The sequence below is a fragment of the Rhizobacter sp. P2_H2 genome (genome assembly GCF_056403375.1).
In genome coordinates, this window is sequence record NZ_JBFUFP010000003.1 from 17,491 (window position 1) to 42,928 (window position 25,438).

Below are 25,438 nucleotides of genomic sequence, written 5' to 3' on the forward strand. Positions count from 1 at the left end.
CCGCAAACACATATACGATCCGGCATCCATAAAAACCCCTGGTCGCGTCCCGAGACAACGCGCCCCGCATGACGAACTACACGCACTGGTTCATCCGCGCCCGCCTGAAGACACGGCAACTGCTGCTGCTGGTGGCACTCGACGAAGAAGGCAACATCCACCGCGCGGCGCAGGTGCTCAACATGACGCAGCCGGCGGCGTCGAAGCTGCTGAAGGACCTGGAAGACGTGCTGGAGGTGCCGCTGTTCGAGCGGCTGCCACGCGGCATGCGGCCCACCTGGTACGGCGAGACGATGATCCGCCACGCACGCGTCGCACTCAGCAGCCTGAACCAGGCGCACGACGAGCTGGAGGCGATCAAGGCCGGGCGCTTCGGGCAGGTCAGCGTCGGCGCGATCACCGCGCCCGGGCTGGTGCTGCTGCCGCCGGCGGTGGCGCTGGTGAAGCAGTCGCACCCGAGCCTGCGCATCGGCGTGCAGATCGAGACCAGCGACGTGCTGCTCGAGCGGCTCGCGCAGGGCAAGCTCGACATGCTGGTGGCGCGGCTCTTTGCGCAGCACGACAAGACCGACCTGCGCTACGAGACGCTGACCGAGGAGCCGGTGTGCGCGATCACGCGGCCGGGGCATCCGCTGCTGTCGGTGGCCCACCTGGGGCTGCGCGACGTGGTGAACGCCGGCTGGATCGTCTCGCCGAGCGGCAGCGTGCTGCGGCACCGCTTCGAGCTGATGTTCCAGGAAGACGGGCTGGAGGCGCCGATCAACGTGATCGAGACCTCGGCCCTGCTGTTCATGACGAAGATGCTGCAACAGAGCGACATGATCGCGGTGGTGGCGACCGACGTGGCGCGCTACTACGCGGCGCACGGCATCGTGTCGATGCTGCCGATCGCGCTGCCCTGCCAGATGGATGCGTTCGGCATCATCACCCGCACCGACCGGCTGCTGTCACCGGCGGCGAAGGTGATGCTGAAGGCGCTGAAGACGGCGGCGGTGACGGTCTACGGCRCCAGGTTCGACATGAGTGCCGAGTCCTGATCAGGACCAGCCCGCGTCGACCTTGAACTCCTGCGCGGTGCACATCGCACCGTCATCGGCCGCCAGGAACAGCACCATGCGCGCCACGTCCCCCGGCTGCAGCTTGTCCGGCAGGCACTGGTTGCGCTTCAGCACCTCTTCGCTGTCCGCGGTGAACCACAGCTTGACCTGCCGCTCGGTCATCACCCAGCCCGGCGACACCGTGTTGATGCGGATCCGGTGCTCGCCGAGCGGCTTGGCCAGCCCGCGCGTCAGCCCATTCACCGACGACTTCGCGATCGCGTAGCAGGGGTACGCCCCGTCCTTGCCCTGCCAGCCGGTCGAGCCGAAGTTGATGACCGAGCCGAAGCCCAGCCGCTTCATCCCCGGCACCAGCGCCTGGATCGCGAAGAACGCCGGCCGCTCGTTGATCGACATGCGCTGGTCGTAGTACTCCGGCGTCACCGACTCCAGCGTGTGGCGGTCGTCGCTCGCGACGTTGTTGACCAGCACCGCGAAGTCGCCGAACGCCGCCTCGGCGYCGGCGATCACCTTCTGCAGCGCCGCCACGTCGCGCACGTCGCAGGGCCGGAACCACGGCGCCGGATGCCCGGCCGCCTCCACCTGCTGCACCAGCTCGCGGCTGRCGGCCTCGGCGACGTCGACGAACGCCACCTGGGCGCCCTGCTCCGCGAACGCGCTGACCAGCGCCGCACCGATGCCGGTGCCGCCGCCGGTGATGAAAACGCGGCGTCCGCGCAGGCTTGGAAAGATCGCCAGAGTGGCTGTCGTGGCAATTGCCATGGGGGTTTGTCCTTGATCTATTGCAATTTGGATATGTGAAGAGCGAATTTATTTATTTTTCTATTATCAATGTGCCTTGATACGATCCGCCGCGTCAAGGGCCGTCGTACGACAACCTGTCCGACCACCGATCGGCCGCCCACCCCCCGGAGACAACAGACCCCATGGATTCGAAGAAACCGCCCGCTCCGCCGAAGCGGCGCAGCCACGCCTGGTTCGGCAAGCAGGACCGTGACGGCTTCGTGCACCGCAGCTGGTTGAAGAACCAGGGCTATCCGCACGACCTGCTGGACGGCCGCCCGATCATCGGCATCTGCAACACCTGGAGCGAGCTGACGCCCTGCAACGGGCACTTCCGCGAGCTCGCCGAGTTCGTCAAGCGCGGCGTCTACGAGGCCGGCGGCTTCCCGCTCGAGTTCCCGGTGATGTCGCTCGGCGAGACGCAGCTGCGGCCGACCGCGATGCTGTTCCGCAACCTGGCGAGCATGGACGTCGAGGAATCGATCCGCGGCAACCCGATCGACGGCGTCGTGCTGCTGATGGGCTGCGACAAGACCACGCCGTCGCTGCTGATGGGCGCGGCCAGCTGCGACCTGCCGACCATCGGCCTGTCGGGCGGGCCGATGCTGAACGGCAAGTTCCGCGGCAAGGACATCGGCTCGGGCACCGGCGTGTGGCAGATGAGCGAGATGGTGCGTGCCGGCGAGATGACGATGGACGAGTTCACCGCCGCCGAATCGTGCATGCACCGCTCCAAGGGCAGCTGCATGACGATGGGCACCGCCTCCACCATGGCCAGCATGGTCGAGGCGCTGGGCATGTCGCTGCCCGAGAACGCCGCGATCCCGGCAGCCGACACGCGGCGCAACCGGCTCGCGCAGCTGACCGGCCGGCGCATCGTCGAGATGGTCAAGGAAGACCTGCGCATGTCGAAGATCCTGACGCGCGAGGCCTTCGAGAACGCGATCCGCACCAATGCCGCGATCGGCGGCTCGACCAATGCGGTGATCCACCTGATCGCGGTGGCCGGGCGCATGGGCGTCAAGCTCGACCTCGATGACTGGGACAAGCTCGGTGCCGACGTGCCCTGCCTGGTGAACCTGCAGCCCTCGGGCAAGTTCCTGATGGAGGACTTCTACTACGCCGGCGGCCTGCCGGCGGTGCTGACGCAGATAACCGACAAGCTGCACACCGGCGCGCTGACCGCCAACGGCAAGACGCTGGGCGAGAACATCGCGAACATCCCCTGCTACAACCGCGAGGTCATCAAGACGCCCGAGGAGCCGTTCATGGCCTCGGCCGGCATCGCGGTGGTAAGGGGGAATCTGGCGCCGAACGGTGCGGTGATCAAGCCGTCGGCGGCGTCGGCGCACCTGCTGAAGCACCGCGGCCGCGCGGTGGTGTTCGAGACCATCGAGGATTTCCACGCCCGCATCGACGATCCGGACCTGGACATCGACGAGAACTGCGTGATGGTGCTGAAGAACTGCGGCCCGAAGGGCTACCCCGGCATGGCCGAGGTCGGCAACATGCCACTGCCGCCGAAGGTGCTGCAGAAGGGCATCACCGACATGGTGCGCATCTCGGATGCACGCATGAGCGGCACCGCCTACGGCACCGTCGTGCTGCACACCTCGCCGGAAGCGGCCGCCGGCGGTCCGCTGGCGCTGGTGCGTGACGGCGACATGATCGAGCTCGACGTGCATGCGCGCCGGCTGCACCTGGAGGTGTCGGACGAAGAGCTGGCCGCGCGGCGCGCACAATGGCAGCCGCCCGAGGCGCCGAAGCGCGGTTGGTACAAGCTGTACGTCGACCATGTGCAGCAGGCCCACCTGGGTGCCGACCTCGACTTCCTGGTCGGCGGCAGCGGCGCCGAGGTGCCGCGCGACTCCCACTGATCCCTGCTGAAAGCTGCATGACCGCCACCGCCCCGAAGCTGTTGTCCGAACCCCGCGTGCTGTGGCCGGCGGGGGCCACGCTGGGCGAGGGCACGCTGTGGTCGGTGCGGCGGCAGTCGCTGTACTGGGTCGACATCCTCGGGCGCACGCTGTACCGCTACCACCCGGCCACCGACGCCCGCGAGAGCTGGCCGTTCGACGAGGAGATCTCGGCGGTGGCCGAGCGGGCCGGCGCGCCGGGGCTGCTGGTCACCTTGCGCAGCGGCTTCGCGTTCTTCGACACCGACAGCGGCGCGCTCGAGAAGCTGCACGACCCCGAGGCGCACCTGCCGGGCAACCGCTTCAACGACGGCAAGTGCGATGCGCAGGGCCGCTTCTGGGGCGGCACGATGGATTTCGGCTGCACCGAGCCGACCGGATCGCTGTACCGCTTCGATGCGAAGCGGCAGTGCCAGAAGATGTTCGATGCGCATTTCGCGGTGACCAACGGGCCGACCTGGTCGCTCGACGGGCGCACGCTGTACTTCAACGAGACGGCGCAGCAGCGCATCCATGCGTTCGACTTCGACGCCGACAGCGGCGAGATCTCGAACCAGCGGCTGTGGCTGCGCTTCGCGAAGGGCGACGGCCACCCGGACGGCATGACGACCGATGCGGCCGGCCGCCTGTGGATCGCGCACTGGGGTGCCGCCTGCGTCAGCTGCCACGACCCGGTCAGTGGCGAGGAGCTGGCACGCGTCGCGCTGCCGACCAGCCACGTCACGAACGTCGCGTTCGGCGGGCCGGACCTGCGCACGCTGTTCATCACGAGCGCGCGCTTCGAATTGACCGAGGCGCAGCTGGCGGCACAGCCGCTGGCCGGCGCCTTGTTCTCGGTGGATGTCGACAGCCCGGGACGGGCGGCGACGGCTTTCGCCGGCTGAGGGCGCTGTCCTTACTTCCCGAAGAAGTGCTGGAAGATTTCCGGCTCGTCGACCTCGCGCATCGACAGGCCGTCGAGCGCTTCGCGGAACGGTTTCGGCGGCGCGATGGTTTCCATCAGGCTGGCCGGCATCGTGTTCTTCCACGCGGCACCGCCCTCATGCTCCTCGCCGGTGCGACGCACCGCCAGCTTCGGCATCTCTTCCCATTCGATGGCGTCGTTGGACGGCAGCGAACGGAACTGGATGGTCGGGCTTTGCGGGGCGGTCGAGCGGTTCATGATGGCGGCGTGGTGTCAGACGGGCTGCTGATGGGAATGAAGCGTACCCGCCCGCCCGCGGCGAGGTGCCGGCGATAAGCGGCTGCAACGCCCGCCATTTTTCAGCCACGCGGCCCAGGCCCGCAGCCCGAACGACAGGATCAGGCCCTTGTGGGCGCGCCGGGTGACCAGATCGATCTGCATGGCGACGCATCTTCAGCGGGCGGCGCCCGCGGCAATCGGTCGAAACGGGCGCGTTCGGCGCCCGGCTGTGTCGGGTTGTGACGACCCTCCGCCCGGACCGACTGAGACAGAATCGCGCGATCCGCGCGCCGCCTTCGACGCCGTCTGCCGCTCGCTCCACAACGAGGTCCCCGCATGCCCTTGATGCCGCCCGCCCCGATCGAGACGCCGCGCCTCGTGGTGCGGCAGATCACCGAAGCCGACCTGCCCGGGCTGATGGCGGTGAACGGCGACGACACGGTGACGCAGTTCCTGCCCTACGCCACCTGGCGATCGATCGATGACGCCACCGCCTGGTACCAGCGCATCACCGGCATCCAGGCGAGCGGCAACGCGGTGCAGTTCGTGATCCTCTCGCGCGACGACGCCTCGGTGGTCGGCGCCTGCCTGCTGTTCAACTTCAACGAAGGCAGCGCCCGCGCGGAGCTGGGCTACGTGCTCGGCCAGGCGCAGTGGGGCCGCGGCCTGGCGCGCGAGGCGGTTGGCGCGCTGGTCGGCACCGCGTTCGGGGCCATGGGCGTGCGCCGCCTCGAGGCCGAGGTCAATCCGCTGAACCAGCCCTCGGTGCGGCTGCTGCAATCGCTCGGCTTCACGCGCGAGGGGCTGCTGCGCCAGCGCTGGGTCGGCAAGGGCAAGACCTATGACGTCGAACTGCACGGGCTGCTGTCAGCAGAGTGGCAACCCGCTCGCTGACAATCGCCGCATGCCGCGCCTGCAGCCCCTCTCTCCGCCCGAGCCGGCCCCCGCGCCGCTCGTGCCGCAGCGCCCGCGCGGCATCCCCGCCGATCCGCAGAAGTTCGCGTTGACCGTGGCCCCGAGCACCATCGACGGCCAGGGCGTGTTCGCGGCCGAGGCGATCCCGGCGCGCCGCAAGATCGGCGAGCTGCGCGGCGAGCCGATCAGCGTCGCCGAGGCCCGCCGGCGCGCCCGCGGCGTGGCCCGCATCATGATCGTCGAGGTGTCCGAGCGGCGCGCGATCGATGCGTCGGCGTCGACCGACGCACTGCGCTTCGCGAACCACTCCTGCCGGCCGAACATGGTGTTGAAGCTGCAGCAGGGCCGCGTCGCCTTCCATGCACTGCGCGACATCAATGCCGGCGAGGAACTGACCGTCGGCTACGGCCGCTCGCACCACCTGGGCCGGCTCGCGTGCCGCTGCGGCGCGCCGGGTTGTGCCGGAACCCTCTGAAGCCCCTGCCCTCTTGTCCGATACGCTGCCATGACGACCCCAGCCCAGCACCAGGCGGCCGAACGCCGCGGCCTCTTCATCGCCGACGACGGCACCCCGCGCTGCCACTGGTGCCGCGCGACGCCCGGCTACCAGCACTACCACGACCATGAATGGGGCTTCCCGGTCACCGACGAGCGACGGCTGTTCGAGAAGATCTGCCTCGAAGGCTTCCAGGCCGGGCTGAGCTGGCTGACGATCCTGAACAAGCGCGAGGCGTTCCGCGCCGGTTTTGCGAACTTCGAGGCCGACCAGGTCGTGCGCTTCACCGAGAAGGATGTCGAGCGGCTGCTGGCCGACGCCGGCATCGTGCGCCACCGCGGCAAGATCGAATCGACGATCAACAACGCGCAGCGCGTGCTGGAGCTGCGCCAGGAGTTCGGCTCGTTCGCCGCCTATGCCTGGGGCTACGAGCCGGCGGCGCGGTCGCGGCCGAAGAAGCTGACGCACGAGGCGCTGGTCGCGATGACGACTTCGCCGGAGGCGATCGCGATGTCGAAGGACCTGAAGAAACGCGGCTGGAGCTTCGTCGGGCCGACCACCGTCTACGCGTTCATGCAGGCGATGGGGCTGGTCAATGACCACCGCGAAGGTTGCGCGTCGCGCGACGCGGCGCTGCAGGCGCGCGCGGCGATGACGCCGCCGACGCGCTGAACCTCAGGCGTCGACGCTCCACAGCCAGGCCGCGTCGCGGGCCGGCAGCGGCAGGCGGATCGCGCGGCCTTCGCGCGTCCAGCCGTGGCCGCTCGGCGACGCCCAGCGGGCGACATCGAACGGCAGCGCATCGAGCGGCACGACCGCCTCGGCGGCATCGCCACGGTTGAGCACCAGCAGCGTGACGGCCGCCGCGTTGACCCGCGCGAACGCGATCCAGTCGTCGCCATGCGCCAGCGTGAGGCACGCCCCTTCGCGCAACTCGGCCCGATCACGGCGCCACGCGGCGAGGCGCTTCACGCGCTCGAGGATCGCCGGCCGCCAGCTCGCACCGCTCCAGTCGAAGCAACGCCGGTTGTCCGGGTCGTTGCCGCCCTGCAGCCCGACCTCGTCGCCGTAGTAGATGCAGGGCACGCCGGGGTAGCCGAACTGCAGCGCCTGCGCGACGCCGTGCAGTGCTTCGTCGGTGCCAAGCAGCGTGAACAGGCGCTGCGTGTCGTGGCTGTCGAGCGCGTTCCACTGCGCGAGCGCCACCTCGTGCGGCACGACCGCCCGCGATTCGCCGAGCCAGGCCGCGAGGTCGGCTGTCGCGACCGGCGCCGCGCGCCCGCCGAAATCGACCCCCGCCAGCCACTGCCACAGCGGGAGCGTGAAGCCCCAGTAGTTCATCGCGGCGTCTTCCTGGTCGCCCTGCAGCCAGGAACTCGCTTCGCTGAAGTGCTCGCCGACCAGGATGGCCTCGGGGTTCTCGTCGCGCACCGCCTCGCGCATCGCGCGCAGCATCGCGGCGTTGTTGCCGGCGCCGGGGCCCTCGCCCAGCATGTGCACCGCATCGAGCCGCCAGCCGTCGGCCGACACCGGCGGCTGCAGCCAGCGCCGCAGCACCGAGCGCGGGCCGCGGATGAAGGCGTCCAGCACCTCGGGGTGCGCGTAGTCGAGCACCGGCAGCGACTGATGGCCCTTCCAGTAGACCGGGTGGCCGTGCTCGTCGCGCGCATACCAGCCGTGCCAGGGCGAATCGGGCGATTGCCACGCGCCGGGTTCGTCGTGCTGCGCGAAGCGGTTGAACCACGGGTGGTTCGCGCCGGTGTGGTTCAGCACCGCATCGAGCACCAGGCGCAGGCCGGCCGCGTGCAGCTGCTGCGACAGCGCGACGAGCGCCTCGTCGCCACCGAGCCCCGCGTCGACGTGGTCGTAGTCCTCGGTGTCGTAGCGGTGGTTGCTGCCGGAGCTGAACACCGGCGTCAGGTAGACGGTCGTCACGCCAAGCGCCTGCAGGTGGCCGAGGCGCTCGCCGATGCCCGCCAGGTCGCCGCCGTAGAACGCGCTCCAGGCCGGCTTCACATCGAGCGGCGCGCCCCACTCGAGCGCATGCACCGGTGCCTTGCCGTAGCCGAAGGCATGCGGCGGACGCTCGCGCGGCGCATCGGGGCCGCGCGCGAAACGGTCGGGGAAGATCTGGTAGATCAGCTGCTGCTGCGCCCAGGCCGGCACCAGCGGCTCGCGAGCGATGCGGAAGTGATGGGCCTCGTTCGGCACGCGGCGCTGCGGACCGGTCGCGGCCAGCCAGTGCGGCGCGCCGCCACGCAGCGCGCGAAAGCAGTAGCGCGTCGTCGGCCCGGTCGGGCACCACGGGATCGTCGCCTCGAAGCACGCGAAGCGGCCGCGGTCGCCCGTGCGCTTCAGCGGCTGCCAGGTTTCCTCGTTGTCGAGCAGGAAGCGCGCATGGACCTCACCCAGGTCCGGCGTGTCGCTGAGCAGCGTGAGCCGCAGGCCGGCGGCGGTGCGCTCGGCCCACGGGGCGAGGGGCAGGTGCTGGAGGAACATCGGGCAACGCTCGCTGAGGGATCAGCGGAGCGTAACCCGATGCGGTGTCACGCGGTCAGCGGGCCAAATTTTCCGGAGCGGTAGTCCTCGACCGCCTGGAAGATCTGCTCATGCGTGTTCATCACGAACGGCCCGTACTGCGCGATCGGCTCGTTCAGCGGCTGCCCGGCGATGATCAGCGCCTTGGCAGGCGCCTCACCGGCCTGCAGCACGATGCCGTCACGCTCGGCGCCGTTCTTCAGGATCGCCATGCGCTGCGCCCCGACCTTCGCGCCGCCCACCTCGACCTCGCCGCGGTACACATAGACGAACGCGTTGTGCGTCGCCGGCACGAGCTGGTCGAAGCGCGCGCCCGGCGCCAGGTGCACGTCGAGGTACAGCGGCTGCGTCACCTCGCGCTGCATCGCGCCGGCCACGCCGTGCGACTCGCCCGCGATCACGCGCACCGTCGTGCCATCGTCGGTCGTGAACTCCGGGATCTCGTCCGACTGGATGTCGCGGTACCACGGGTCGGCCAGCTTGCGATCGGCCGGCAGGTTCAGCCACAGCTGGAAGCCCTCCATGCGTCCGGCCTGCTGCTCCGGCAGTTCCGAATGCACGATGCCGCGGCCGGCCGTCATCCACTGCACGCCGCCGTTCTGCAACAGGCCTTCGTGGCCGGCGTTGTCTCGGTGGCGCATGCGCCCGGCGATCATGTACGTGACGGTCTCGAAGCCGCGGTGCGGGTGGTCCGGGAAACCGCCGACGTAGTCATCGGCGTTGTCGGTGCCGAACGCATCGAGCATCAGGAACGGATCGAGCCGGCGCTGCAGCGGCTGCGTCAGCACCCGCGTCAGCTTGACGCCGGCGCCGTCCGACGTGGCCTGGCCCGTCACCAGGCGCTCCAGCTCGCGCGGGCGCGCGACGGCCTCGGTCACGGGGTGGAAAACGGTGGTGGCGGAAGACATGTCGAACTCCTTGATGGATGGTGGAAGGAACAGCAGGAAAACTCGAAACGGATCAGGCGTGCACGGCCTCGTCGATCTGCGCGCGGGCGAAGGCCAGGCCCTTCTCGGCCGCGTCCGGGCCCATGTTCAGGCCTTCGGCGTAGAAGAACTCGACGTCGGTCATGCCCAGGAAGCCCAGCACGGTCTTCAGGTACGGCACCTGCGTGTCGGCCGGCGTGTTGCGGTACTGGCCGCCGCGGGTCAGCGCGACGTAGACCTTCTTGCCGGTCAGCAGGCCTTGCGGGCCCTTGTCGGTGTACGCGAAGGTCACCTTCACACGGGCGATCGCGTCGATCCAGTTCTTCAGCTGGGCCGGCACGCCGAAGTTGTACATCGGCACGCCCAGCACGACGGCGTCGGCGGCCTGGATCTCGGCGATCAGCGCGTCGTCCAGCGCCGCCCGCTCGGCCTGCGCCGGCGTGCGAGCGTCGGCCGGCGTGAACAGCGCGTGCAGCGCGGCCTCGTCGAGCACCGGGTGCGGCGTGACGGCCAGGTCGCGCAGCGTCACGGTGGCGCCGGGGTTCACGGCCAGCAGGCGGGCGGTCAGTTCGTTGGCCAGCACGGTCGATTGCGAACCTTGGGTGCGGGCGCTGGAGTTGATCTGGAGGATGTTCATGGAGGGCTCCGAAAGGGTTGGGAATCAGTGGCGGAATCGATGGATGAACTCTAGGCGTCCCACAATCCGACCGGAAGCCCTCGGATTGGATTACATTGTTCCATCAGTGAGACAGTGGAGCCCCGAATGAGCCTCGAAGCCAATGACCTGATGCTGTTCGCCCGCGTGGCGGACGAAGGCAGTTTCAGCCGCGCTGCCGCGCGCGTCGGCCTGCCGAAATCCACCGTGTCGCGGCGGCTGGCCGCGCTCGAGGCGCAGCTCGGCGAGCGGCTGCTGCTGCGCACCACGCGCAAGCTGACCGTCACCGATTTCGGCCACAGCGTGCTGGAGCACGCGCACCAGGTGCTGGCCGAGGTAGAGGCGGCCGCGCAGCTGGCGCAGCACCGGCAGGCGGAGCCGAGCGGGCGGCTGCGCATCTCGATGCCGGCGGACTTCGCCAACGTCGTGCTCGGCGAGTTCATGAACGATTTCCTCGCGCGCTACCCGGCGATCACGCTGGAACTCGACCTCTCGCCGCGGCGCGTGGACCTGATCGGCGAGAACTTCGACGTGGCGATCCGCATGGGCGACCTGCCCGACGATGCAAGCCTCGCGGCGCGGCGGCTCGCGGTGATGCAGGTGGGGCTGTATGCGTCGCCCGCCTACCTCGCGCGGCGCGGCGAGCCGAGCGAGCCCGAGGCCCTGATGGAGCACGACGCGCTGCACATCCTGACGCGCACCGGCGAGCCGGCACTGTGGACGCTGCAGCGCGGCGAAGCGCAGTGGCAGGGCTCGCCGCCGCCGCGCGCGACCGCGAACTCGCCCGAGATGCTGATCCGCATGGCGCGGGCCGGTGCGGGCATCACCGTGGTCTCGAGCCACTTCGCGGTGCACGACGTGCGCAGCGKCGAGCTGGTGCCGGTGCTGCCCGACTGGTCCTTGCCCGACGTGACCGCGTGGGCGGTGTTCCCGGGCCGGCGGCTGATGCCGGCGCGCACGCGGGTGCTGCTGGACGCGATGGCGGCGCAGTTCTCCGGACCGTCCTGCCGCCGGGCGGAAGCGGAGATCGAGCAGGACCACGCAGCCGCCAAGCAAAGAAGCCTGGCTGGCCGCAGCAGCGAGCCCGCGGCGGCGGCTTAGCGAACGCCGGGCGCTTGTCCTACACGCCCGGCGGGGTGGCACGCCGTACGCTGTGGCCCTTGATCATCACTTCGAGGAGACCGCCATGGTCCGCGTGCTCGTGCTGTTTGTCGCCCTGCTGGTGATGGCCGTCTTCACGCTGCTGAACTGGCCGGCCTTCGTCGCGCCGACGCCGCTGTCGCTGGGCTTCACGACGGTGCAGGCCCCGTTGCCGATGCTGCTGCTCGGCGCCTTCGTGTTCATCAGCGTGTGGTTCGTGGTGTGGGCGCTGCAGCTGCAGGGCAAGGCGATGCTGGAAGCACGCCGGCTCTCGAAGGACCTGCAGGCGCAGCGCGAGCTGGCCGACAAGGCCGAGGCCTCGCGCTTCACCGAGCTGCAGGGCTTTCTCAGCGCGGAACTGGCGCGGCTCAACCAGTCGGGGCTGGATGCGCGGGCGGCGGTGAACTCGCGTTTCGACCAGCTGCGGCGCGAGCAGCAGGTGGCGCTGGAGGAGGCGGCGAACGGGATTTCGGCGCACCTCGGGGAGCTGGAGGATCGGCTGGAGCGCTCGCACGGGCTGGCGGCCGAACTCGACCGGCCACCCGTGCGCGAGCACCTGCGCTGAGGCTTCAGCCGAGGGTCACTCGTCGCGGCTGCCGAAGATCCCCAGCAGCGCGAGCAGCGACTGGAACACGTTGTAGACGCTCAGGTAGACGCCCAGCGTCGCGGTGATGTAGTTGGTCTCATGCCCGTCCTGCACGCGCTTCAGGTCGTACAGGATGAAGGCCGAGAAAATGCCGATCGCCAGCACCGACAGCGTGATCATCAGCGCGCCCGACTGGATGAAGAAGTTCGCGATGCCGGCGACCAGCAGCAGGATCATGCCGATGAACAGGAACTTGCCCATCGACGACAGGTCGCGCTTGATCACCGACGACAGCGTCGCCATGCCGAGGAAGACCACGCCGGTGCCGGCGAAGGCCGTCATGATCAGGCTCGCGCCATTCGACAGGCCCAGCACCRCACCGACCAGGCGCGACAGCATCAGCCCCATGAAGAACGTGAACGCGAGCAGCACCGGCACGCCGGCCGCCGAATTCTTCGTCTTCTCGATCGCGAACATCAGGCCGAACGAGCCGACCAGGAAGACCACCAGGCTGACGCCCGGCGTCATCGCGCGCGCCAGGCCGGTCGACACGCCGATCCAGGCGCCGAGCACGGTCGGCACCATCGACAGCGCGAGCAGCCAGTAGGTGTTGCGCAGCACCTTGTTGCGCTGCTCGACCGAGGTGAATTCGCCGGCGTAGCCGGTGGTTGAAACTTGGGACAGGGGATTCATGACGGATTCCTTCAGTTCGTGGGTGTCGTAGAGGCAGGAGCGTTCGCGCGGCGCTTGGCGCGCGCGCGGATGTTGAGCGCCTCGACCGCGAGCGAGAACGCCATCGCGGCATAGATGTAGCCCTTGGGCACGTGCGCGTCGAAGGCCTCGGCCGTCAGCGCCATGCCGACCATCACGAGGAAGGCCAGCGCCAGCACCTTGACCGACGGATGCCGGTCGACGAACTCGCCGATCGGCTTGGCCGCCACCAGCATCACGCCGACCGACGCGACCACCGCCGCGACCATCACGCCAATCTGGTCGACCATCCCGACCGCGGTGATCACCGAGTCGAGCGAGAACACGATGTCGATCACCGCGATCTGGCCGATCACGCCCCAGAACATCCGCTGGCCGGCCGCCTTCAGCGCGGCCTCGTCGGTGACCGGTGCCGGGCCGTGCTGCTCCTGCGCCTCGACCTCGACGAAGATCTCGTGCGATGCCTTCCACAGCAGGAACAGGCCGCCGAACAGCAGCACCAGGTCGCGTCCGCTGATGCCCTGGCCGAGCACGGTGAACAGGTCGGCCGTCAGGCCCATCACCCAGCTCAGCGAGAACAGCAGCAGCAGCCGCGAGACCATCGCGAAGCCGAGGCCGAGCCGGCGCGCCTTGTCGCGCAGGTGCACCGGCAGCCGGCCGACCAGGATGGAGATGAAGATGATGTTGTCGACGCCGAGGACGATTTCCAGGGCGGTCAGCATCGCGAAGGCGATCCAGAGATTGGGGTCGAGAAGGAATTCCATGGCGTGGCAGTGGTGGTTCGCGGGGCCGCCAGGATGGCATGCCGCGAACGCACGGGGCAAAAAAAGCGAGGGTCGGGACGCAGCCGGGGGCCGCGGGCGGGCCGCGGCCGGGCAGTCAGGCGCGCAGTGCGGCGGCCTTCGGGGGGCGGCGCAGGCCGTCCAGCCACGGAGCGGGCCGGTCGGGTCCTGCGTGCAGCGACGGACGGGCCAGCGAGAAGCCGGGGTCCGGCACCGGCAGGACGCCGGTCAGCAGGTCCTGCACGTCGGCGACGGTTTCGCCGGCCGACTGGATGCGGTCGTCGGGCTCACGCTCCTGCGCGACGCCGTCGTCGACGATGGCCATCACGGCCTGCACCGACGGCATCTCGCTCGCCTGCGGGCGGGCCATCAGGCCGGCTGCCAGCAGGAAGAGCGTCACGACGAGGACGAGGGTGCGGGAGACCATGGGAGGCGCAGTGTACCGGGCCGGCGTGTCAGGCCGGCCCCGAAGGGCTACTGCGGCTGCTTCGCCACGCCGACCGGCGCGTCGTCCGTCGGATGGTGCCGGCGCACCTTGCGCGACACCCACTGCACCACGTCGTCGACGAAGGTGAACAGCACCGGGATCACCAGCAGGCTCAGGAAGGTCGACGTGATCAGCCCGCCGATCACGACGATGGCCATCGGCGCGCGGAAGCTCGAATCGACGCCGATGCCGAGCGCGATCGGCAGCATGCCGGCGCCCATCGCGATGGTCGTCATCACGATCGGCCGGGCCCGCTTGTGGCACGCGTCGAGCACCGCATCCCAGCGCGACAGCCCATGCTCGCGGCGCGCCATGACCGCGTACTCGACCAGCAGGATCGAGTTCTTCGTCGCGATGCCCATCAGCATGATCAGCCCGATCATCGACGGCATCGACAGCGCGGTGTGCGTGACGAACAGCGCGAGGAACGCGCCCGGCACCGACAGCACCAGCGCCGCGAGGATCGTCACCGGCTGCACGAAATCGTGGAACAGTAGCACCAGCACGATGTAGATGCACAGCACGCCGGTCAGCATCGCGAGGCCGAAGCCGGCGAACAGCTCCTGCATCGCCTCGGCATCGCCGACCCCCGCCAGCGTGACGCCGGCCGGCAGGTTGCGCAGGCTGGGCAGCGCCTCGGCGGTGGTCTGCACATGCTCCAGCGACTGGCCGTTCAGCTCGATCTCGAAGTTGATGTTGCGCTTGCGGTCGAAGCGCGCGATCTGCGCCGGCCCGCTGTCGATCGACAGCGTCGCGACGTTCGCGAGCATCACCGGCCCCTTCGCGCCCGGCACCGCCAGCCGCGACAGCAGCTCGAGGTCGGTGCGCGCACCGGCCGTCAGCTTGACGACGATCGGCACCTGGCGCTGCGACAGGTTCAGCTTCGGCAGGCTCTGGTCGTAGTCGCCGGCGGTCGCGATGCGCAGCGTGTCGGCGATCGCCGCCGACGTGACGCCGAGGTCGGCCGCGCGCGCGAAATCGGGCCGCACGATCAGCTCCGGGCGCACCAGGCTGGATGTGGACGTGACCGCGCCGATGCCGCCGATGCCGCGCAGCTCGCGCTCGACCTGCTTCGAATGCTCGAGCAGCACGTCGCCGTCCTCGCCGGCCAGCACCACGACGTACTTCTCGCCCGAACCGCCGAAGCCGACCGCGACCCGTGCACCCGGCAGCGCCGCCAGCGCATCGCGCAGTTGCTGCTCGATCACCTGCTTCTTCGGCCGGTGGCCGCGCTCGGTCAGGTTGATGCTGAGCGAGGCCTTGCGCACCTCGGCCGCGCCGGCGCCGGCGAACGGGTCGGCGCCGGTGTTGCCGCCGCCGACCGCGGTGTAGACCAGCTTCACGTACTCGTTCTTCTGCACGATCTCGCGCGCCTGCTCGGCCACCGCCAGCGTCTGCGCGAAGGTGGCGCCCGGCGGCAGCGAGATCGAGACCTGCGTCTTCGACAGGTCGTCCGGCGGGATGAAGCCCTTCTCGAGGATGCCGGCCAGGAAGAACGAGCCGACGAAGAACACGACGACCGCGATCGTCGTGATCACGCGGTGGTGCAGCGCAGCCGTCACCCAGCGCATGTAGATCTCGATCCAGCGGCCTTCCTTGTGCTCGCCCTTCGGCGGCTTCAGCAGGTAGGCGGCCATCATCGGCGTCAGCATGCGCGCGACCACCAGCGACATGAACACCGCGATCGCCGCCGTCCAGCCGAACTGCACGAAGAAGCGGCCGACCACGCCGCTCATGAAGGCGGTCGGCAGGAACACTGCGATCAGCGTGAAGGTGGTCGCGATCACCGCGAGGCCGATCTCGTCGGCCGCCTCCATCGCCGCCTGCAGCGGCGTCTTGCCCATGCGCAGGTGGCGCATGATGTTCTCGATCTCGACGATCGCATCGTCGACCAGGATGCCGACCACCAGCGACAGCGACAGCAGCGTCACGCCGTTCAGCGTGAAGCCGCCCAGCGCCATGAACGCGAAGGCCGGGATCACCGACAGCGGCAGCGCGAGCGCCGACACCAGCGTCGCGCGCCAGTTGCGCAGGAACAGCCACACCACCAGCACCGCCAGTGCCGCGCCTTCGTACAGCATCGCCATCGAGCTGTCGAAGTCCTCCTGCACGTTGTCGACGAAGTTGAAGGCCTCCTCGAACTTCACCTCCGGGTGCGCCGCCTTCATCGCCTCGATCTCGGCGCGCACGCCGGCCGCCACCTCGGTCTCGCCGGCGCCGCGCGTGCGGGTGATCTCGAAACCGACCACGGCCTTGCCGTTCAGCAGCGCCGTCGAGCGCTGCTCGGCCACCGTGTCGGCGACGCGCGCAACCTGCTCCAGCCGCAGCCGCCGGCCGTCGGCCAGCGAGATCTCCATCCTGGCCAGCTCTTCAGCCGAACGCACCGTCGCGATGGTGCGCACCGACTGCTCGGCGCCGCCGACATCGGTGCGCCCGCCCGAGGCCTCCTGCTGGATCATGCGCAGCTGGCGCGAGACATCGGCCGCGGTCGCGTTCAGCGCCAGCAGCCGGGCCGCGTCGAGCTCGACGCGCACCTCTCGCGTCACCCCGCCGACCCGCGCCACCGCGCCGACGCCGCGCACGCTGAGCATCTGCTTGCCGACCGTGTTGTCGACGAACCACGACAGCGACTCTTCATCGAGCCGGTCCGACGCCACGGTGTAGGTCAGGATCGGCGAGCCCGACAGCTCCATCTTCGTGACCACCGGGTCGCGCAGGTCGGCCGGCAGGTCGGCGCGCACCCGCGAGACGGCGGCCCGCATGTCGTCGACCGCCTCCTGCACCGGCTTCTCGAGGCGGAACTCGCCGGTGATCGTGACCAGGCCGTCGGTCACCGAGGTGTAGACGTGCTTCAGGCCCTGCAGCGTCGCGACCGAGTCCTCGATCTTGCGCGCGACGTCGGTCTCGAGCTGCGACGGCGACGCGCCCGGCAGCGCAGCCGAGATCGTGACGGTCGGCAGCTCGATGTCCGGAAAGTTCTGGATCTTCATGCTCTTGAAGCTGTAGAGCCCGAGCAGGGTCAACAGGATGAAGAGCAGCACCGCGGGGATCGGGTTGCGGATCGACCAGGCGGAGACGTTGATGTTCATGGGGGGTCGTCCTTGTGAGGCGCTCGGTGTTCAGGCTCAGCGCGCTGCCGCCGCAGCGGCCGCGGAGGCGGCGGCCGGCACCGGCAGTGCGTCGACCACGCGCACCATGTCGCCGTCGCCGAGGAACCCACCGCCTGTGGCGACCACGCGATCGGCCGGCTGCACGCCGCCGAGGATCTGGATGCGCTCGCCGACGCGCTGGCCGACCTTCACCTTCACGAGCGTCACCTTGTTGTCGGCACCGACGCGCAGCACGTAGCTGAAGCCCTCGCGCAGCAGCACCGCGCTCTGCGGCAGCGTCATGCCCTGCTGCGCGCCGATCTCGAACTCGCCGCGCGCGAACATGCCGGCCTTCGCGGCGCCGCTGCCGGCCGGCAGGTCGACGTAGACGAGGCCGTTGCGGGTCTGCGCATCCACCGTCGGCGCGACGATGCGCAGCTTGCCGGTGATGGCTTCGCCGCCGGCCGGCTGCACGCGCACCGCCATGCCCGGCTTCAGCGGGGCGATCTCGGACGACGGCACCTCGGCGCGCCATTCGAGCCGGCCGCCGCGGATCAGGCGGAACAGCTCCTGCCCGGCCGGCAGCACCGCGCCGACGGTGGCGCTGCGCGCCGAGATCACGCCGTGGTCGGGCGCCAGCACCTGGGTCTGCTGCAGGCGCAGCTGCTGCACCTTGGCAGCGGCGCGCTGGGCCTCGAGCCGCGCCTGCGCGGTGCGCTCTGCGGTCAGGTACTGGTTGGTCTGCTGCGCGCTGAGGGCGCCGGTGGGCTGCAGGTCGCGGGCGCGCTGCGCGTTGGCGGCCGCCTCGGCGGCGTTGGCCTCGGCCTCGGCGACCGCGGCGCGGGTCTGCGCCAGGTCGGCGTTGACGGTGTCGGGCGCGAAGGTCGCGAGCACCTGGCCGCGCTTGACCACGTCGCCGACGTTCACCCTCACGTCGGCCAGGCGCAGGCCGTTCGCCTCGGTGCCGACGATCGCCTCCTGCCAGGCGGCGATGCTGCCGTTGGCGGCCAGCAGCACCGGCAGGCTGGCCGGCTGCAGCTGCGTCACGGTGACCGTCAGCGCGGGCTTGGCGGCAGCAGGCTTTTTCTCGTCGGCGGCCTTCACCGTGCTCGTCGCGAAGACGACCAACGTGGCGAGCAGGCCGGCAGCGGCCAGGGACAGCAGCAGGGGCTTCAGTCGTTGGGTCATGGTGGGCGTGAGCTGTGGGTCGTCGGGATGTTCAGGGGGTGGCCTTCGTGGGGCCGGCGTCTTGCGAAGCATCGGCCACCGGCGTGCCGGTGCGCCAGCCGCCGCCGAGCGCGCGGTACAGCGTGATCCACGCGGCGACGCGCTCGCGCTGCAGGTCGATCAGCGTGCCGTGCGCCTGCACCGCGCTGCGGCGCGCGTCTTCCAGCTCGAACAGGCTGGCGAGGCCGCCCTTGAAGCGCGCCTCGGTGGCGCGGAAGGACTGCTCGAAGCCTTCGTCGGCGATGCGGGCGTTCTCGTTGCGCGCCGCGGTGCTGTCAAGCTGCACCAGCGCCTGCTCGACTTCCTGCACCGCCGTGCGCAGCTTCGCGCGGTACAGCGACGCCGCCTCGTCGTAGCGGGCGCGCGCCGCATCGACGTTGGCGCGGCGCAGGCCGGCATCGAAGATCGGCAGCGTCACCGCGATCGGCCCGACCGACCAGACCGTGCCGCTCTGCGTGGTGTCGCCCATGTCGACGCGGGCGCGCGAGATCGAACCGGCCAGCGTGATGCGCGGCAGCCGCTTGGCCCGCGCCTGCGACACGTCGGCACTGGCCGCGCTCAGCTCGCGGGCCGCGTTGAACACGTCGGGCCGCTGGTTCAGCACCTCGGCCGGCACGCTGGCGATGGCCAGTTCGGCCGGCTGCGGGATGCGGGCGCTGCCGGCGGCGAGCTGCGCACGCAACGCGGTTTCGTCGATCGCGGTCAGCGCGACCAGGCTCTTGACGGCGATGTCGCACTGCGCGCGCTGCGCGGTCAGCAGGCTGGCACCTTGCGCGGCGCTGGCGCGCGACAGCGCGGCGGTGGCCGGCGGCTCGAAACCGGCCTTCGCGCTGAGGCCGGTGAGGCGGGCCGTCTCGGCGCGCGAGGTGGCATCGGTCTCGGTCTGCACCAGCTGCGCCTCGCAGGCGCGCAGGGCCAGGTACGCGCTCGCCGTCTCGGCGGCCACCGACACGCGGGCGTCGTGCCACGAGGCCTCGGCCCCTTCGAGGCGGTACTGCGCCGCATCGCGGCCCGCCCGGCCGGCGCCGAACACGTCGATCTCCCAGGCGGTCTGCAGACCGGCCGAACTGGTGGTGGCGAGCGGCGTGACGAAATCGGTGCGGCCGCGCGTCGCGCTGGCGGTGGCGTCGAGCGTCGGCAGCAGGGCCGCGCCAGCGCCGGTGCGCGTGGCCTGCGACTGCAGCAGGCGCGAGCGCGCCGATGCGAGCGTCGGGCTGACGGCCTGCGCGGCATCGACCAGCTGCGCCAGCACCGGGTCGTCGAACTGCTGCCACCAGCGCGCCAGGTCGGCGACGCTGCCGTTGTGCGGCAACGGTGCATGCCACTGCGCCGGCACCTGGGCCGGCTCGACGGCAGGCGGTGGCGACGCGCTGGCGCAGGCGGTCAGGCCCGCGAGGGCGGCCACGGCGGCGAGCACGGTGCGGATCGGTGTCGTCATTTCCTGTCCTCTTTCTTCAGGGCGCGGCGACGGGCTTCGGCATCGACCATCGCCAGCGCATACATGACCAGGCGCTCGGACCACAGGTCGAGCGCGCGGGGCTGGCTGTTCAGGCGCGGCGCCAGCGCGTCGGTGACGTCCTGCGCGATCTGCAGGTGCACGCCCAGCGCCGCGATGCACATCGCCAGCCGGTGCAGCTCGTCGTCGACACGCCGCAGCCCGAGGTGGCGCGCCAGCAGCGCGACCAGCGCCTCGTGGCGCGGCTTGATGCCGTTGACGATCTCGTCCTGCCACACGCCGGTGGGCTCCAGCATCTCGCGCACGTGCAGGCGCATGCACTGCTGCGTCATGTCGCCGTGCTTCAGCGGCTCGATGAAGCCGGCGTACAGGCCGTGCAGCGCCTCGGGCAGCGTCATCGCCGGGTCGGCGTAGCGGGCGATGTCGTCGGCCGGCGTGCTCAGCGGGCCGGCGAACACCGCACGGTACAGCCCGGCCTTGTCGCCGAAGTAGTAGCTGATGGCGGCGATGTTGACCTGCGCCGCCTCGGCGATCTCGCGCGTGGAGGTCTTGTTGTAGCCGTGCTCCGCGAACAGCCGCAACCCCGCCAGCAGCAGGCGCATGCGCGACTGCTCGCCGTCGCTGCGCGGCGCGCGCGCGGTGTCCCGGGTGGTTTCGCGGGGGTGGGCCGACATGGCCCGGCACTCTATCCTAAATAAATCAAACGATTGATTTAATTTCTAGGGAGACCGTCGCCTGGCCAGCCACCCGCCGACGCCCCACAGCACGGCCATCACCGGCCACACCGCGAACATCGACAGCCGCGGCCAGCCCAGCCCTTCGAGGAAGCCGTAGCCGAAGCTCAGCAACGCGGTGCCGAAGAACGCGAAGCCGAGCGCCTCGAGCTGCACGCGCAGCGCGGGCTCGTCGAGCCGGCGCAACTGCCGCAGCACGGCCCAGCCGGCGGCCAGGCACGGCAGCGCCGGCAGCAACGCGACCAGCACGGCGGCCGTGCCGTCGAAGTAACCGGTCTTCAGCAGGAAGATCGAGGCGCACAGCACCAGCGCGTAGACCAGCATCGCGGCAGCGAGCTCGACCAGGTGGCGGCGTGGGAGGAGCGGAAGGGATTTCATCAGCGCATGGCCACAGGATTGCCGTGCCCGGCACTGTAAGGCCATGCCCACGGCACGGCCACTCCCTTCCCGCCCCTCCCTGCGGCTCTCCTCTTCCTCCCCGGTGATCGTGGCGCGGCCCAGCCTGGTTCATTGCAGCGGCAGGCTCGCTTGGCGCGGTTCGGCGGCGGCCGGCGGGAAGGCATCGGGCCGCAGGCGGCGCGGCACGCCGGCGCTGCGGCGCATCAGCACCGCATGCGGCACGTAGCCGCGCGAATCGATGTCCCAGCCGTCGGTGGCCTGCTCGTCGCTGACGCATTCGATGCGCACCGTGCCGAGCTGGCGGGCGCTGGCGCGCTGCACCAGCGCCTCGCACTGCGCGGCGGTGAGCTGGCGCGCGAAGATCGTCCAGCGTTGCTGCACCAGCGGCTGGCGCCAGGCGTCTTCGATGGCCCAGCGCAGCGCCTGCGGCGTGCTGTTGCGGCCGGCTTCGAGCACGCGCGGCAGCAGCGCATGGAAGAAGGTCTGGAACGCGCGCCGCAGCAGCTTGCCCGGCAGCATGTCTTCGAGGCGCGTCATGCGGTGGCTCCAGCCCGGCACGGTGAGCTGCTGGCTGATGAAGGCCTGCAGCGCCTGCACCGGGTTGAACAGGCGCAGCCGGTTCGGCGGCAGCACCAGCAGCGGCAACGCGCTCGCCTCTTCATGCGTCAGCGGCTCGACGAAGCTGCACAGCACCGCGACCCGCGACCACTGCTCGGCCGTCAACCCGTTCAGCCCGCCGAGCGGGCCGCCTTCGATCAGCTTGACGAACTGCAGCGCATCGCGATAGCCGTGCGCCGCCTTCGCGTGGTTGGCCTTGGTGCTCATCACCGCCAGGTTGCCGGCGGCATAGCCGGCGTCGCTGCGCACGCGGTCGATCGACGCGAGCGTCGAATCGGTGCCCTCGGCGGTGTCGGACGACAGCGCCAGCCGCGTGACCGGGCAGTGGCTCACGTCGATCTGCTGCAGGTAGTGCGGCGTCACCTGCACCAGCTCGACGCTGCGGCCGCGCAGCCAGGCATGCAGGCGCAGCTGCAGCCACTTGCGCACATGCGGCGTCGCCGGCAGCGTGCGCGGGCCGAAGGCGGCCTGGCCGGACAGCCAGCCATGGCGCAGCGGTGACGGCTCGTTGGCATACGGTGCCGGCGGCGTGACGGCGTAGTGGGCATAGTCCCAGCCCAGCTCGAAGCCGATGTGTTCGTGCGCGGTCAGGCTGTTCGGCAGGACCTGGGTCGGCTGCGCGGGGGTCGGCTGATCGGGGGTCGGCATAGGAATCGGCAAGGTGGGGGTCATCGTTCGGCTCCGTGGTGGTCCGCCGCATGAAGCAGCGATGGAGCGAAGTATTTCGGCCGGGTAGCTCACCAGATGAGCCACTGGTGCACGTGGCACCGAAAAGACATCCAGGTATGCTTGCGCGGCTGGCTCATCTGGTGAGCTACCCGCCTGATAGCAACCTGGACCGACATGGACCGGACCGAACGCTTCTACAAGATCGAACTGCTGCTGCGCAGCCGCGGCTGCGTCAGCTTCGACGCGCTGCGCGACGAGCTGGACATCTCCYCGGCCACGCTGAAGCGCGACCTGCAGTACCTGCGCGACCGCCTCAGCGCGCCCATCGTCTACGACCGTTTCGAGAACGGCTATCGCTTCGAGCACGGCGACGACCATGCGCTGCCCGGCGCCCGCCACGAGCTGCCGGGCGTCTGGTTCAGCGAGAAGGAGATCCACGCGCTGCTGACGATGCACCAGCTGATGGCCGGGCTGGACGACGACGGCGTGCTGTCGCGCCACCTGCAGCCGATGGTCGACAAGCTGCAGGGCATGCTCGGCGCCGACGAGAGCGAGGCGCGCGAGCTGATGCGGCGCGTGAAGATGATCGCCACCGCGCGCCGCCGCACGCCGAGCCGCCATTTCGAGCTGCTGGGCAGCGCGCTGGTGCAGCGCAAGCGCATCTGGCTGCGCTACTTCAAGCGCACCGACCGCAGCACCAGCGAGCGCGAGGTCTCGCCGCAGCGGCTGGTGAACTACCGCAACACCTGGTACCTCGACGCGTGGTGCCATGCGAGCGACGGCCTGCGCCGCTTCGCGCTCGACGCGGTGCAGGAGGCGCGGCCGCTCGACAGCCGCGCCCGCCACGTCGCGGTGAAGGACCTCGAGGCCGCGCTCGACGCCGGCTACGGCATCTACAGCGGCGCCGGCAGCGCGCTGAAGTGGGCGACGCTGGTGTTCCAGGCCGATGCGGCGCAATGGGTGGCCAACGAGGAATGGCATCCGCAGCAGAAGGCGCGCTGGCTGGACGACGGCCGCTACGAGCTGCAGGTGCCGTACAGCGACCCGACCGAGCTGACGATGGACATCCTGCGCCACGGCGACAGCGTCGTCGTGACCGGCGACAAGGCGCTCGCGGCGGTGATCGCGTCGCGGCTGGCGAAGGCGGCGGCCCGCTACAGCAGGGAAAGCTGAAACGTGTTCCGCCCGGCGGTCTTCGCCGCATAGAGCGCCCCGTCCGCGCGCGCCAGCAGCGCGGCCGGATCGAGGTTGCCGTGCCGGTGGAACGCGACGCCGATGCTCGTCGTCACCAGCAGCGTGTGGCCGTCGACCTCGAACGGCCGGTTCATCTGCGCGACGATCTTCTGCGCCACCGCGGTCGGCTCCACATCGGTGCCCAGGCCTTCGAGCACGATGACGAACTCGTCGCCGGCCAGCCGCGCGACGGTGTCGGTCGCCCGCACGCTGCCGCGCAGCCGCTCGGCGAACTCCTTCAGCACGCGGTCGCCGGTGCCGTGGCCGAACCGGTCGTTGATGTCCTTGAAGCGGTCCACGTCGAGGAACATCAGCGCCAGCAGGTCGCCGCTGCGCTCGGCACGCGCCAGCGCCTCGTGCAGCCGCTCGTTCAGCGCGTGGCGGTTCGGCAGGCCGGTCAGCGCGTCGACGCGGGCCAGCGCCGCCAGCTGCCGCTCCACCGCCTTCTGCGCCGACACGTCGCTGCTGAGCGCATACAGCCCGCGCACGCGCCCGTCGCGGGCCCGGTCGGGGATGTAGACGTTGTGCAGGCAGCGCATCTCGCCGTTCACCGGCGTCTCGACGTCGAACTCGACGCGCTCGCCGGCCAGTGCCTGCTCCACCGCCGCGCGCCGCGCCTCGTACAGCGCCGGGCCGAGCACCTCGGCCATCGGCCGGCCGACCTGGGCCGCCGGGTCGAGGTGCAGCCAGGCCTGGAAGGTCGCGTTGCAGAACTGAAAGCGTTGCGCGGTGTCGATGTAGGCGACCAGCGCCGGCAGGTTGTCGGTCACCTCGCGCAGCCGCCGGTCGGCGATGTGGCGCTGCACCTCGCTGCGCCGCAGCCGCTGCACCAGCACGCTCAGCCCGCCGAACGCGAGCAGCAGCACGAGCGTCACCGCCGCCAGGGTGCCGAGTTCCGCGCGGCGGCGCGCTTCATGCCCGGCCATCACCTCGGACACCGCCAGCCCGGTGACCACGACGAACGGCCGGTCGGCCAGCCGCTTGTACGCCAGCAGGCGAGGCACGCCGTCGAGCCGGCTCGCTCCGCTGTACGTTCCCTCGGGGGACTGTTGCAGCGCGGCCAGCAGCGTGCTGCTGCCGGCCGCGTCGCCGTACCACAGCCGGTCGCCGGAGCGACGCGCACGCACCGTCCGGTCGAGCCCGAGAAAGGTGATGAGGCCGAGCCGGCCGTGCTGCTGCTCGTCGTAGAAGCGCGTGAAGTACGACGGATCGGCCGACACCACGACGACGCCGGCAAAGTCGCCCTGCCGGGTCTGCAGGCGCCGGCTCAGCTGGATCGTCCAGGGCGAGCCGGTCCCGCCGCCCTGCGGCTTGCCGATGTGCAGCCCGGGTTCGCGGCCCTCGGCATGCACCTGGAAATCCTCGCGCCCGGCCAGGCTCGCCCCGACGCCGTCGCCGGTCGACGCGATCACCTCGCCGCGCGCGTCCGTCAGGTACAGCGCGAGCAGGCCGGGCTGGCGGGCCAGCCCCTGGCTCAGCAGGCCGGGCAGGTCGACATCGCGCCCGCGCTGCTCGACGTTGTAGGCCACGAAGGCGCTGACCTGATCGACATGGGTCAGCGCACGCTCGGTGTAGGCCTCGAAGGCCCGGTTCAGGCTGCGCGCCCTGGCATACGAATCGGCAACCACCCGGTCGCGCTCGGCCTCCAGGCTGTGCAGCACGTAGGCCCACATGAAAACGATCACCAGCAATCCCAACGCCGGCAGGACCCAGCCGATCCAGGCCAGGCTGCGGCGTCGAAAACGGGCCTGCGCCGTGAGCATGTTGTTCAACGACCTCGTGTGGGGCTGTCTCGTTCTCCCCGGGCGAGCCGATCGAGCGGCCGTGCCCACGATAA

25 protein-coding genes are annotated in these 25,438 nt (G+C 70.3%); 9 read left to right on the plus strand and 16 right to left on the minus strand.

The genetic code is table 11. From position 1 onward, the window contains the following. The first annotated feature begins 68 nt into the window (after window positions 1–68). Window positions 69–1,037 (plus strand): LysR family transcriptional regulator, encoded by a 969-nt coding sequence (locus AC1D15_RS00720; protein WP_477824528.1) that lies wholly within the window; start codon window positions 69–71, stop codon window positions 1,035–1,037. Here the strand turns inward: AC1D15_RS00720 and AC1D15_RS00725 are convergent, their stop codons facing one another. Beyond that, window positions 1,038–1,820, minus strand: coding sequence for an SDR family NAD(P)-dependent oxidoreductase (locus AC1D15_RS00725; RefSeq protein ID WP_477824529.1), 783 nt, complete (start codon window positions 1,818–1,820; stop codon window positions 1,038–1,040). Window positions 1,821–1,984: 164 nt separating this feature from the next. On the opposite strand from AC1D15_RS00725, the gene araD reads away from it, so the two are divergent. After that, window positions 1,985–3,718 carry an L-arabinonate dehydratase gene (gene araD, locus AC1D15_RS00730; protein ID WP_477824530.1) on the plus strand — a complete coding sequence of 578 codons (1,734 nt, stop codon included), beginning with the start codon at window positions 1,985–1,987 and terminating at the stop codon, window positions 3,716–3,718. Between the two features lie 17 nt (window positions 3,719–3,735). Then, on the plus strand, window positions 3,736–4,641 hold the full coding sequence (locus AC1D15_RS00735) for an SMP-30/gluconolactonase/LRE family protein (RefSeq protein ID WP_465110022.1): 906 nt from the start codon (window positions 3,736–3,738) through the stop codon (window positions 4,639–4,641). A gap of 11 nt (window positions 4,642–4,652) precedes the next feature. Here AC1D15_RS00735 and AC1D15_RS00740 read toward each other — a convergent pair whose 3' ends face one another. Then, entirely contained in the window at window positions 4,653–4,919 is a 267-nt protein-coding gene (locus AC1D15_RS00740) for a hypothetical protein (protein ID WP_047503536.1), read from the minus strand. A gap of 15 nt (window positions 4,920–4,934) precedes the next feature. Then, entirely contained in the window at window positions 4,935–5,102 is a 168-nt protein-coding gene (locus AC1D15_RS00745; protein ID WP_156154777.1) for a hypothetical protein, read from the minus strand. Window positions 5,103–5,276: 174 nt separating this feature from the next. Here AC1D15_RS00745 and AC1D15_RS00750 point away from each other — a divergent pair, with 174 nt between their 5' ends. The 3 genes from AC1D15_RS00750 to AC1D15_RS00760 are packed head-to-tail and all read left to right on the plus strand — an operon-like array spanning window position 5,277 to window position 7,023. Continuing rightward, window positions 5,277–5,834: a GNAT family N-acetyltransferase gene (locus AC1D15_RS00750; protein WP_477824531.1), complete on the plus strand. Its 558-nt coding sequence runs from the start codon at window positions 5,277–5,279 to the stop codon at window positions 5,832–5,834. A gap of 10 nt (window positions 5,835–5,844) precedes the next feature. Continuing rightward, complete coding sequence (locus AC1D15_RS00755) at window positions 5,845–6,330, plus strand: SET domain-containing protein (RefSeq protein WP_465110024.1); 486 nt, start codon at window positions 5,845–5,847, stop codon at window positions 6,328–6,330. Between the two features lie 30 nt (window positions 6,331–6,360). Further along, window positions 6,361–7,023, plus strand: a complete 663-nt coding sequence (locus AC1D15_RS00760; RefSeq protein WP_477824532.1) for a DNA-3-methyladenine glycosylase I — start codon at window positions 6,361–6,363, stop codon at window positions 7,021–7,023. 3 nt (window positions 7,024–7,026) lie between these two features. Here the strand turns inward: AC1D15_RS00760 and malZ are convergent, their stop codons facing one another. The 3 genes from malZ to AC1D15_RS00775 are packed head-to-tail and all read right to left on the minus strand — an operon-like array spanning window position 7,027 to window position 10,452. Then, the gene (malZ, locus tag AC1D15_RS00765) at window positions 7,027–8,850 is read right to left on the minus strand and encodes a maltodextrin glucosidase (protein WP_477824533.1); all 1,824 of its coding nucleotides are present in this window, start codon (window positions 8,848–8,850) and stop codon (window positions 7,027–7,029) included. Between the two features lie 47 nt (window positions 8,851–8,897). After that, a complete protein-coding gene (locus AC1D15_RS00770; RefSeq protein WP_465110027.1) occupies window positions 8,898–9,797 on the minus strand; it encodes a pirin family protein in 900 nt (299 codons plus the stop codon). Window positions 9,798–9,849: 52 nt separating this feature from the next. Then, window positions 9,850–10,452, minus strand: a complete 603-nt coding sequence (locus AC1D15_RS00775; RefSeq protein ID WP_477824534.1) for an FMN-dependent NADH-azoreductase — start codon at window positions 10,450–10,452, stop codon at window positions 9,850–9,852. 126 nt (window positions 10,453–10,578) lie between these two features. On the opposite strand from AC1D15_RS00775, the gene AC1D15_RS00780 reads away from it, so the two are divergent. Continuing rightward, complete coding sequence (locus AC1D15_RS00780; protein WP_477824535.1) at window positions 10,579–11,571, plus strand: LysR family transcriptional regulator; 993 nt, start codon at window positions 10,579–10,581, stop codon at window positions 11,569–11,571. 85 nt (window positions 11,572–11,656) lie between these two features. Continuing rightward, complete coding sequence (locus AC1D15_RS00785; protein ID WP_465110030.1) at window positions 11,657–12,175, plus strand: LapA family protein; 519 nt, start codon at window positions 11,657–11,659, stop codon at window positions 12,173–12,175. Window positions 12,176–12,190: 15 nt separating this feature from the next. Here the strand turns inward: AC1D15_RS00785 and AC1D15_RS00790 are convergent, their stop codons facing one another. The 9 genes from AC1D15_RS00790 to AC1D15_RS00830 all read right to left on the minus strand — a co-directional run bounded on the left by AC1D15_RS00790 (window position 12,191) and on the right by AC1D15_RS00830 (window position 22,371). Next, entirely contained in the window at window positions 12,191–12,889 is a 699-nt protein-coding gene (locus AC1D15_RS00790; RefSeq protein WP_477824536.1) for a Bax inhibitor-1/YccA family protein, read from the minus strand. 11 nt (window positions 12,890–12,900) lie between these two features. After that, window positions 12,901–13,671 (minus strand): TerC family protein, encoded by a 771-nt coding sequence (locus tag AC1D15_RS00795; protein ID WP_477824537.1) that lies wholly within the window; start codon window positions 13,669–13,671, stop codon window positions 12,901–12,903. A gap of 115 nt (window positions 13,672–13,786) precedes the next feature. After that, window positions 13,787–14,116 carry a hypothetical protein gene (locus tag AC1D15_RS00800; protein WP_477824538.1) on the minus strand — a complete coding sequence of 110 codons (330 nt, stop codon included), beginning with the start codon at window positions 14,114–14,116 and terminating at the stop codon, window positions 13,787–13,789. A gap of 47 nt (window positions 14,117–14,163) precedes the next feature. Beyond that, the gene (locus tag AC1D15_RS00805) at window positions 14,164–17,265 is read right to left on the minus strand and encodes an efflux RND transporter permease subunit (RefSeq protein ID WP_477824539.1); all 3,102 of its coding nucleotides are present in this window, start codon (window positions 17,263–17,265) and stop codon (window positions 14,164–14,166) included. A 36-nt stretch (window positions 17,266–17,301) separates the two neighbouring features. Beyond that, on the minus strand, window positions 17,302–18,453 hold the full coding sequence (locus AC1D15_RS00810; RefSeq protein WP_477824540.1) for an efflux RND transporter periplasmic adaptor subunit: 1,152 nt from the start codon (window positions 18,451–18,453) through the stop codon (window positions 17,302–17,304). 31 nt (window positions 18,454–18,484) lie between these two features. Beyond that, a complete protein-coding gene (locus tag AC1D15_RS00815; protein WP_477824541.1) occupies window positions 18,485–19,930 on the minus strand; it encodes an efflux transporter outer membrane subunit in 1,446 nt (481 codons plus the stop codon). After that, complete coding sequence (locus AC1D15_RS00820) at window positions 19,927–20,622, minus strand: CerR family C-terminal domain-containing protein (RefSeq protein WP_477824542.1); 696 nt, start codon at window positions 20,620–20,622, stop codon at window positions 19,927–19,929. The genes AC1D15_RS00815 and AC1D15_RS00820 overlap by 4 nt, the downstream gene beginning before the upstream one ends. Before the next feature lie 45 nt (window positions 20,623–20,667). Further along, entirely contained in the window at window positions 20,668–21,060 is a 393-nt protein-coding gene (locus tag AC1D15_RS00825) for a hypothetical protein (protein WP_477824543.1), read from the minus strand. A 129-nt stretch (window positions 21,061–21,189) separates the two neighbouring features. Further along, window positions 21,190–22,371 (minus strand): hypothetical protein, encoded by a 1,182-nt coding sequence (locus AC1D15_RS00830; protein ID WP_477824544.1) that lies wholly within the window; start codon window positions 22,369–22,371, stop codon window positions 21,190–21,192. A 171-nt stretch (window positions 22,372–22,542) separates the two neighbouring features. Here AC1D15_RS00830 and AC1D15_RS00835 point away from each other — a divergent pair, with 171 nt between their 5' ends. Then, complete coding sequence (locus AC1D15_RS00835) at window positions 22,543–23,541, plus strand: helix-turn-helix transcriptional regulator (RefSeq protein ID WP_477824545.1); 999 nt, start codon at window positions 22,543–22,545, stop codon at window positions 23,539–23,541. On the opposite strand, the gene AC1D15_RS00840 is transcribed toward AC1D15_RS00835, so the two are convergent. Further along, window positions 23,523–25,364 carry a sensor domain-containing diguanylate cyclase gene (locus tag AC1D15_RS00840; protein WP_477824555.1) on the minus strand — a complete coding sequence of 614 codons (1,842 nt, stop codon included), beginning with the start codon at window positions 25,362–25,364 and terminating at the stop codon, window positions 23,523–23,525. The two genes, AC1D15_RS00835 and AC1D15_RS00840, sit on opposite strands and share 19 nt — an antisense overlap. Window positions 25,365–25,438: the final 74 nt, after the last annotated feature.

Bases quoted from the DNA above. Each gene is read 5' to 3' on its own strand.
- malZ (WP_477824533.1), bottom strand. From the start codon at position 8,850: ATGTTCCTCCAGCACCTGCCCCTCGCCCCGTGGGCCGAGCGCACCGCC.
- AC1D15_RS00755 (WP_465110024.1), top strand. From the start codon at position 5,845: ATGCCGCGCCTGCAGCCCCTCTCTCCGCCCGAGCCGGCCCCCGCGCCG.
- AC1D15_RS00800 (WP_477824538.1), bottom strand. From the start codon at position 14,116: ATGGTCTCCCGCACCCTCGTCCTCGTCGTGACGCTCTTCCTGCTGGCA.
- AC1D15_RS00810 (WP_477824540.1), bottom strand. From the start codon at position 18,453: ATGACCCAACGACTGAAGCCCCTGCTGCTGTCCCTGGCCGCTGCCGGC.
- AC1D15_RS00740 (WP_047503536.1), bottom strand. From the start codon at position 4,919: ATGAACCGCTCGACCGCCCCGCAAAGCCCGACCATCCAGTTCCGTTCG.
- AC1D15_RS00770 (WP_465110027.1), bottom strand. From the start codon at position 9,797: ATGTCTTCCGCCACCACCGTTTTCCACCCCGTGACCGAGGCCGTCGCG.
- AC1D15_RS00775 (WP_477824534.1), bottom strand. From the start codon at position 10,452: ATGAACATCCTCCAGATCAACTCCAGCGCCCGCACCCAAGGTTCGCAA.
- AC1D15_RS00795 (WP_477824537.1), bottom strand. From the start codon at position 13,671: ATGGAATTCCTTCTCGACCCCAATCTCTGGATCGCCTTCGCGATGCTG.
- AC1D15_RS00825 (WP_477824543.1), bottom strand. From the start codon at position 21,060: ATGAAATCCCTTCCGCTCCTCCCACGCCGCCACCTGGTCGAGCTCGCT.
- AC1D15_RS00840 (WP_477824555.1), bottom strand. From the start codon at position 25,364: ATGCTCACGGCGCAGGCCCGTTTTCGACGCCGCAGCCTGGCCTGGATC.
- AC1D15_RS00830 (WP_477824544.1), bottom strand. From the start codon at position 22,371: ATGACCCCCACCTTGCCGATTCCTATGCCGACCCCCGATCAGCCGACC.
- AC1D15_RS00760 (WP_477824532.1), top strand. From the start codon at position 6,361: ATGACGACCCCAGCCCAGCACCAGGCGGCCGAACGCCGCGGCCTCTTC.
- AC1D15_RS00745 (WP_156154777.1), bottom strand. From the start codon at position 5,102: ATGCAGATCGATCTGGTCACCCGGCGCGCCCACAAGGGCCTGATCCTG.
- AC1D15_RS00750 (WP_477824531.1), top strand. From the start codon at position 5,277: ATGCCCTTGATGCCGCCCGCCCCGATCGAGACGCCGCGCCTCGTGGTG.
- AC1D15_RS00815 (WP_477824541.1), bottom strand. From the start codon at position 19,930: ATGACGACACCGATCCGCACCGTGCTCGCCGCCGTGGCCGCCCTCGCG.
- AC1D15_RS00820 (WP_477824542.1), bottom strand. From the start codon at position 20,622: ATGTCGGCCCACCCCCGCGAAACCACCCGGGACACCGCGCGCGCGCCG.
- AC1D15_RS00785 (WP_465110030.1), top strand. From the start codon at position 11,657: ATGGTCCGCGTGCTCGTGCTGTTTGTCGCCCTGCTGGTGATGGCCGTC.
- araD (WP_477824530.1), top strand. From the start codon at position 1,985: ATGGATTCGAAGAAACCGCCCGCTCCGCCGAAGCGGCGCAGCCACGCC.
- AC1D15_RS00735 (WP_465110022.1), top strand. From the start codon at position 3,736: ATGACCGCCACCGCCCCGAAGCTGTTGTCCGAACCCCGCGTGCTGTGG.
- AC1D15_RS00805 (WP_477824539.1), bottom strand. From the start codon at position 17,265: ATGAACATCAACGTCTCCGCCTGGTCGATCCGCAACCCGATCCCCGCG.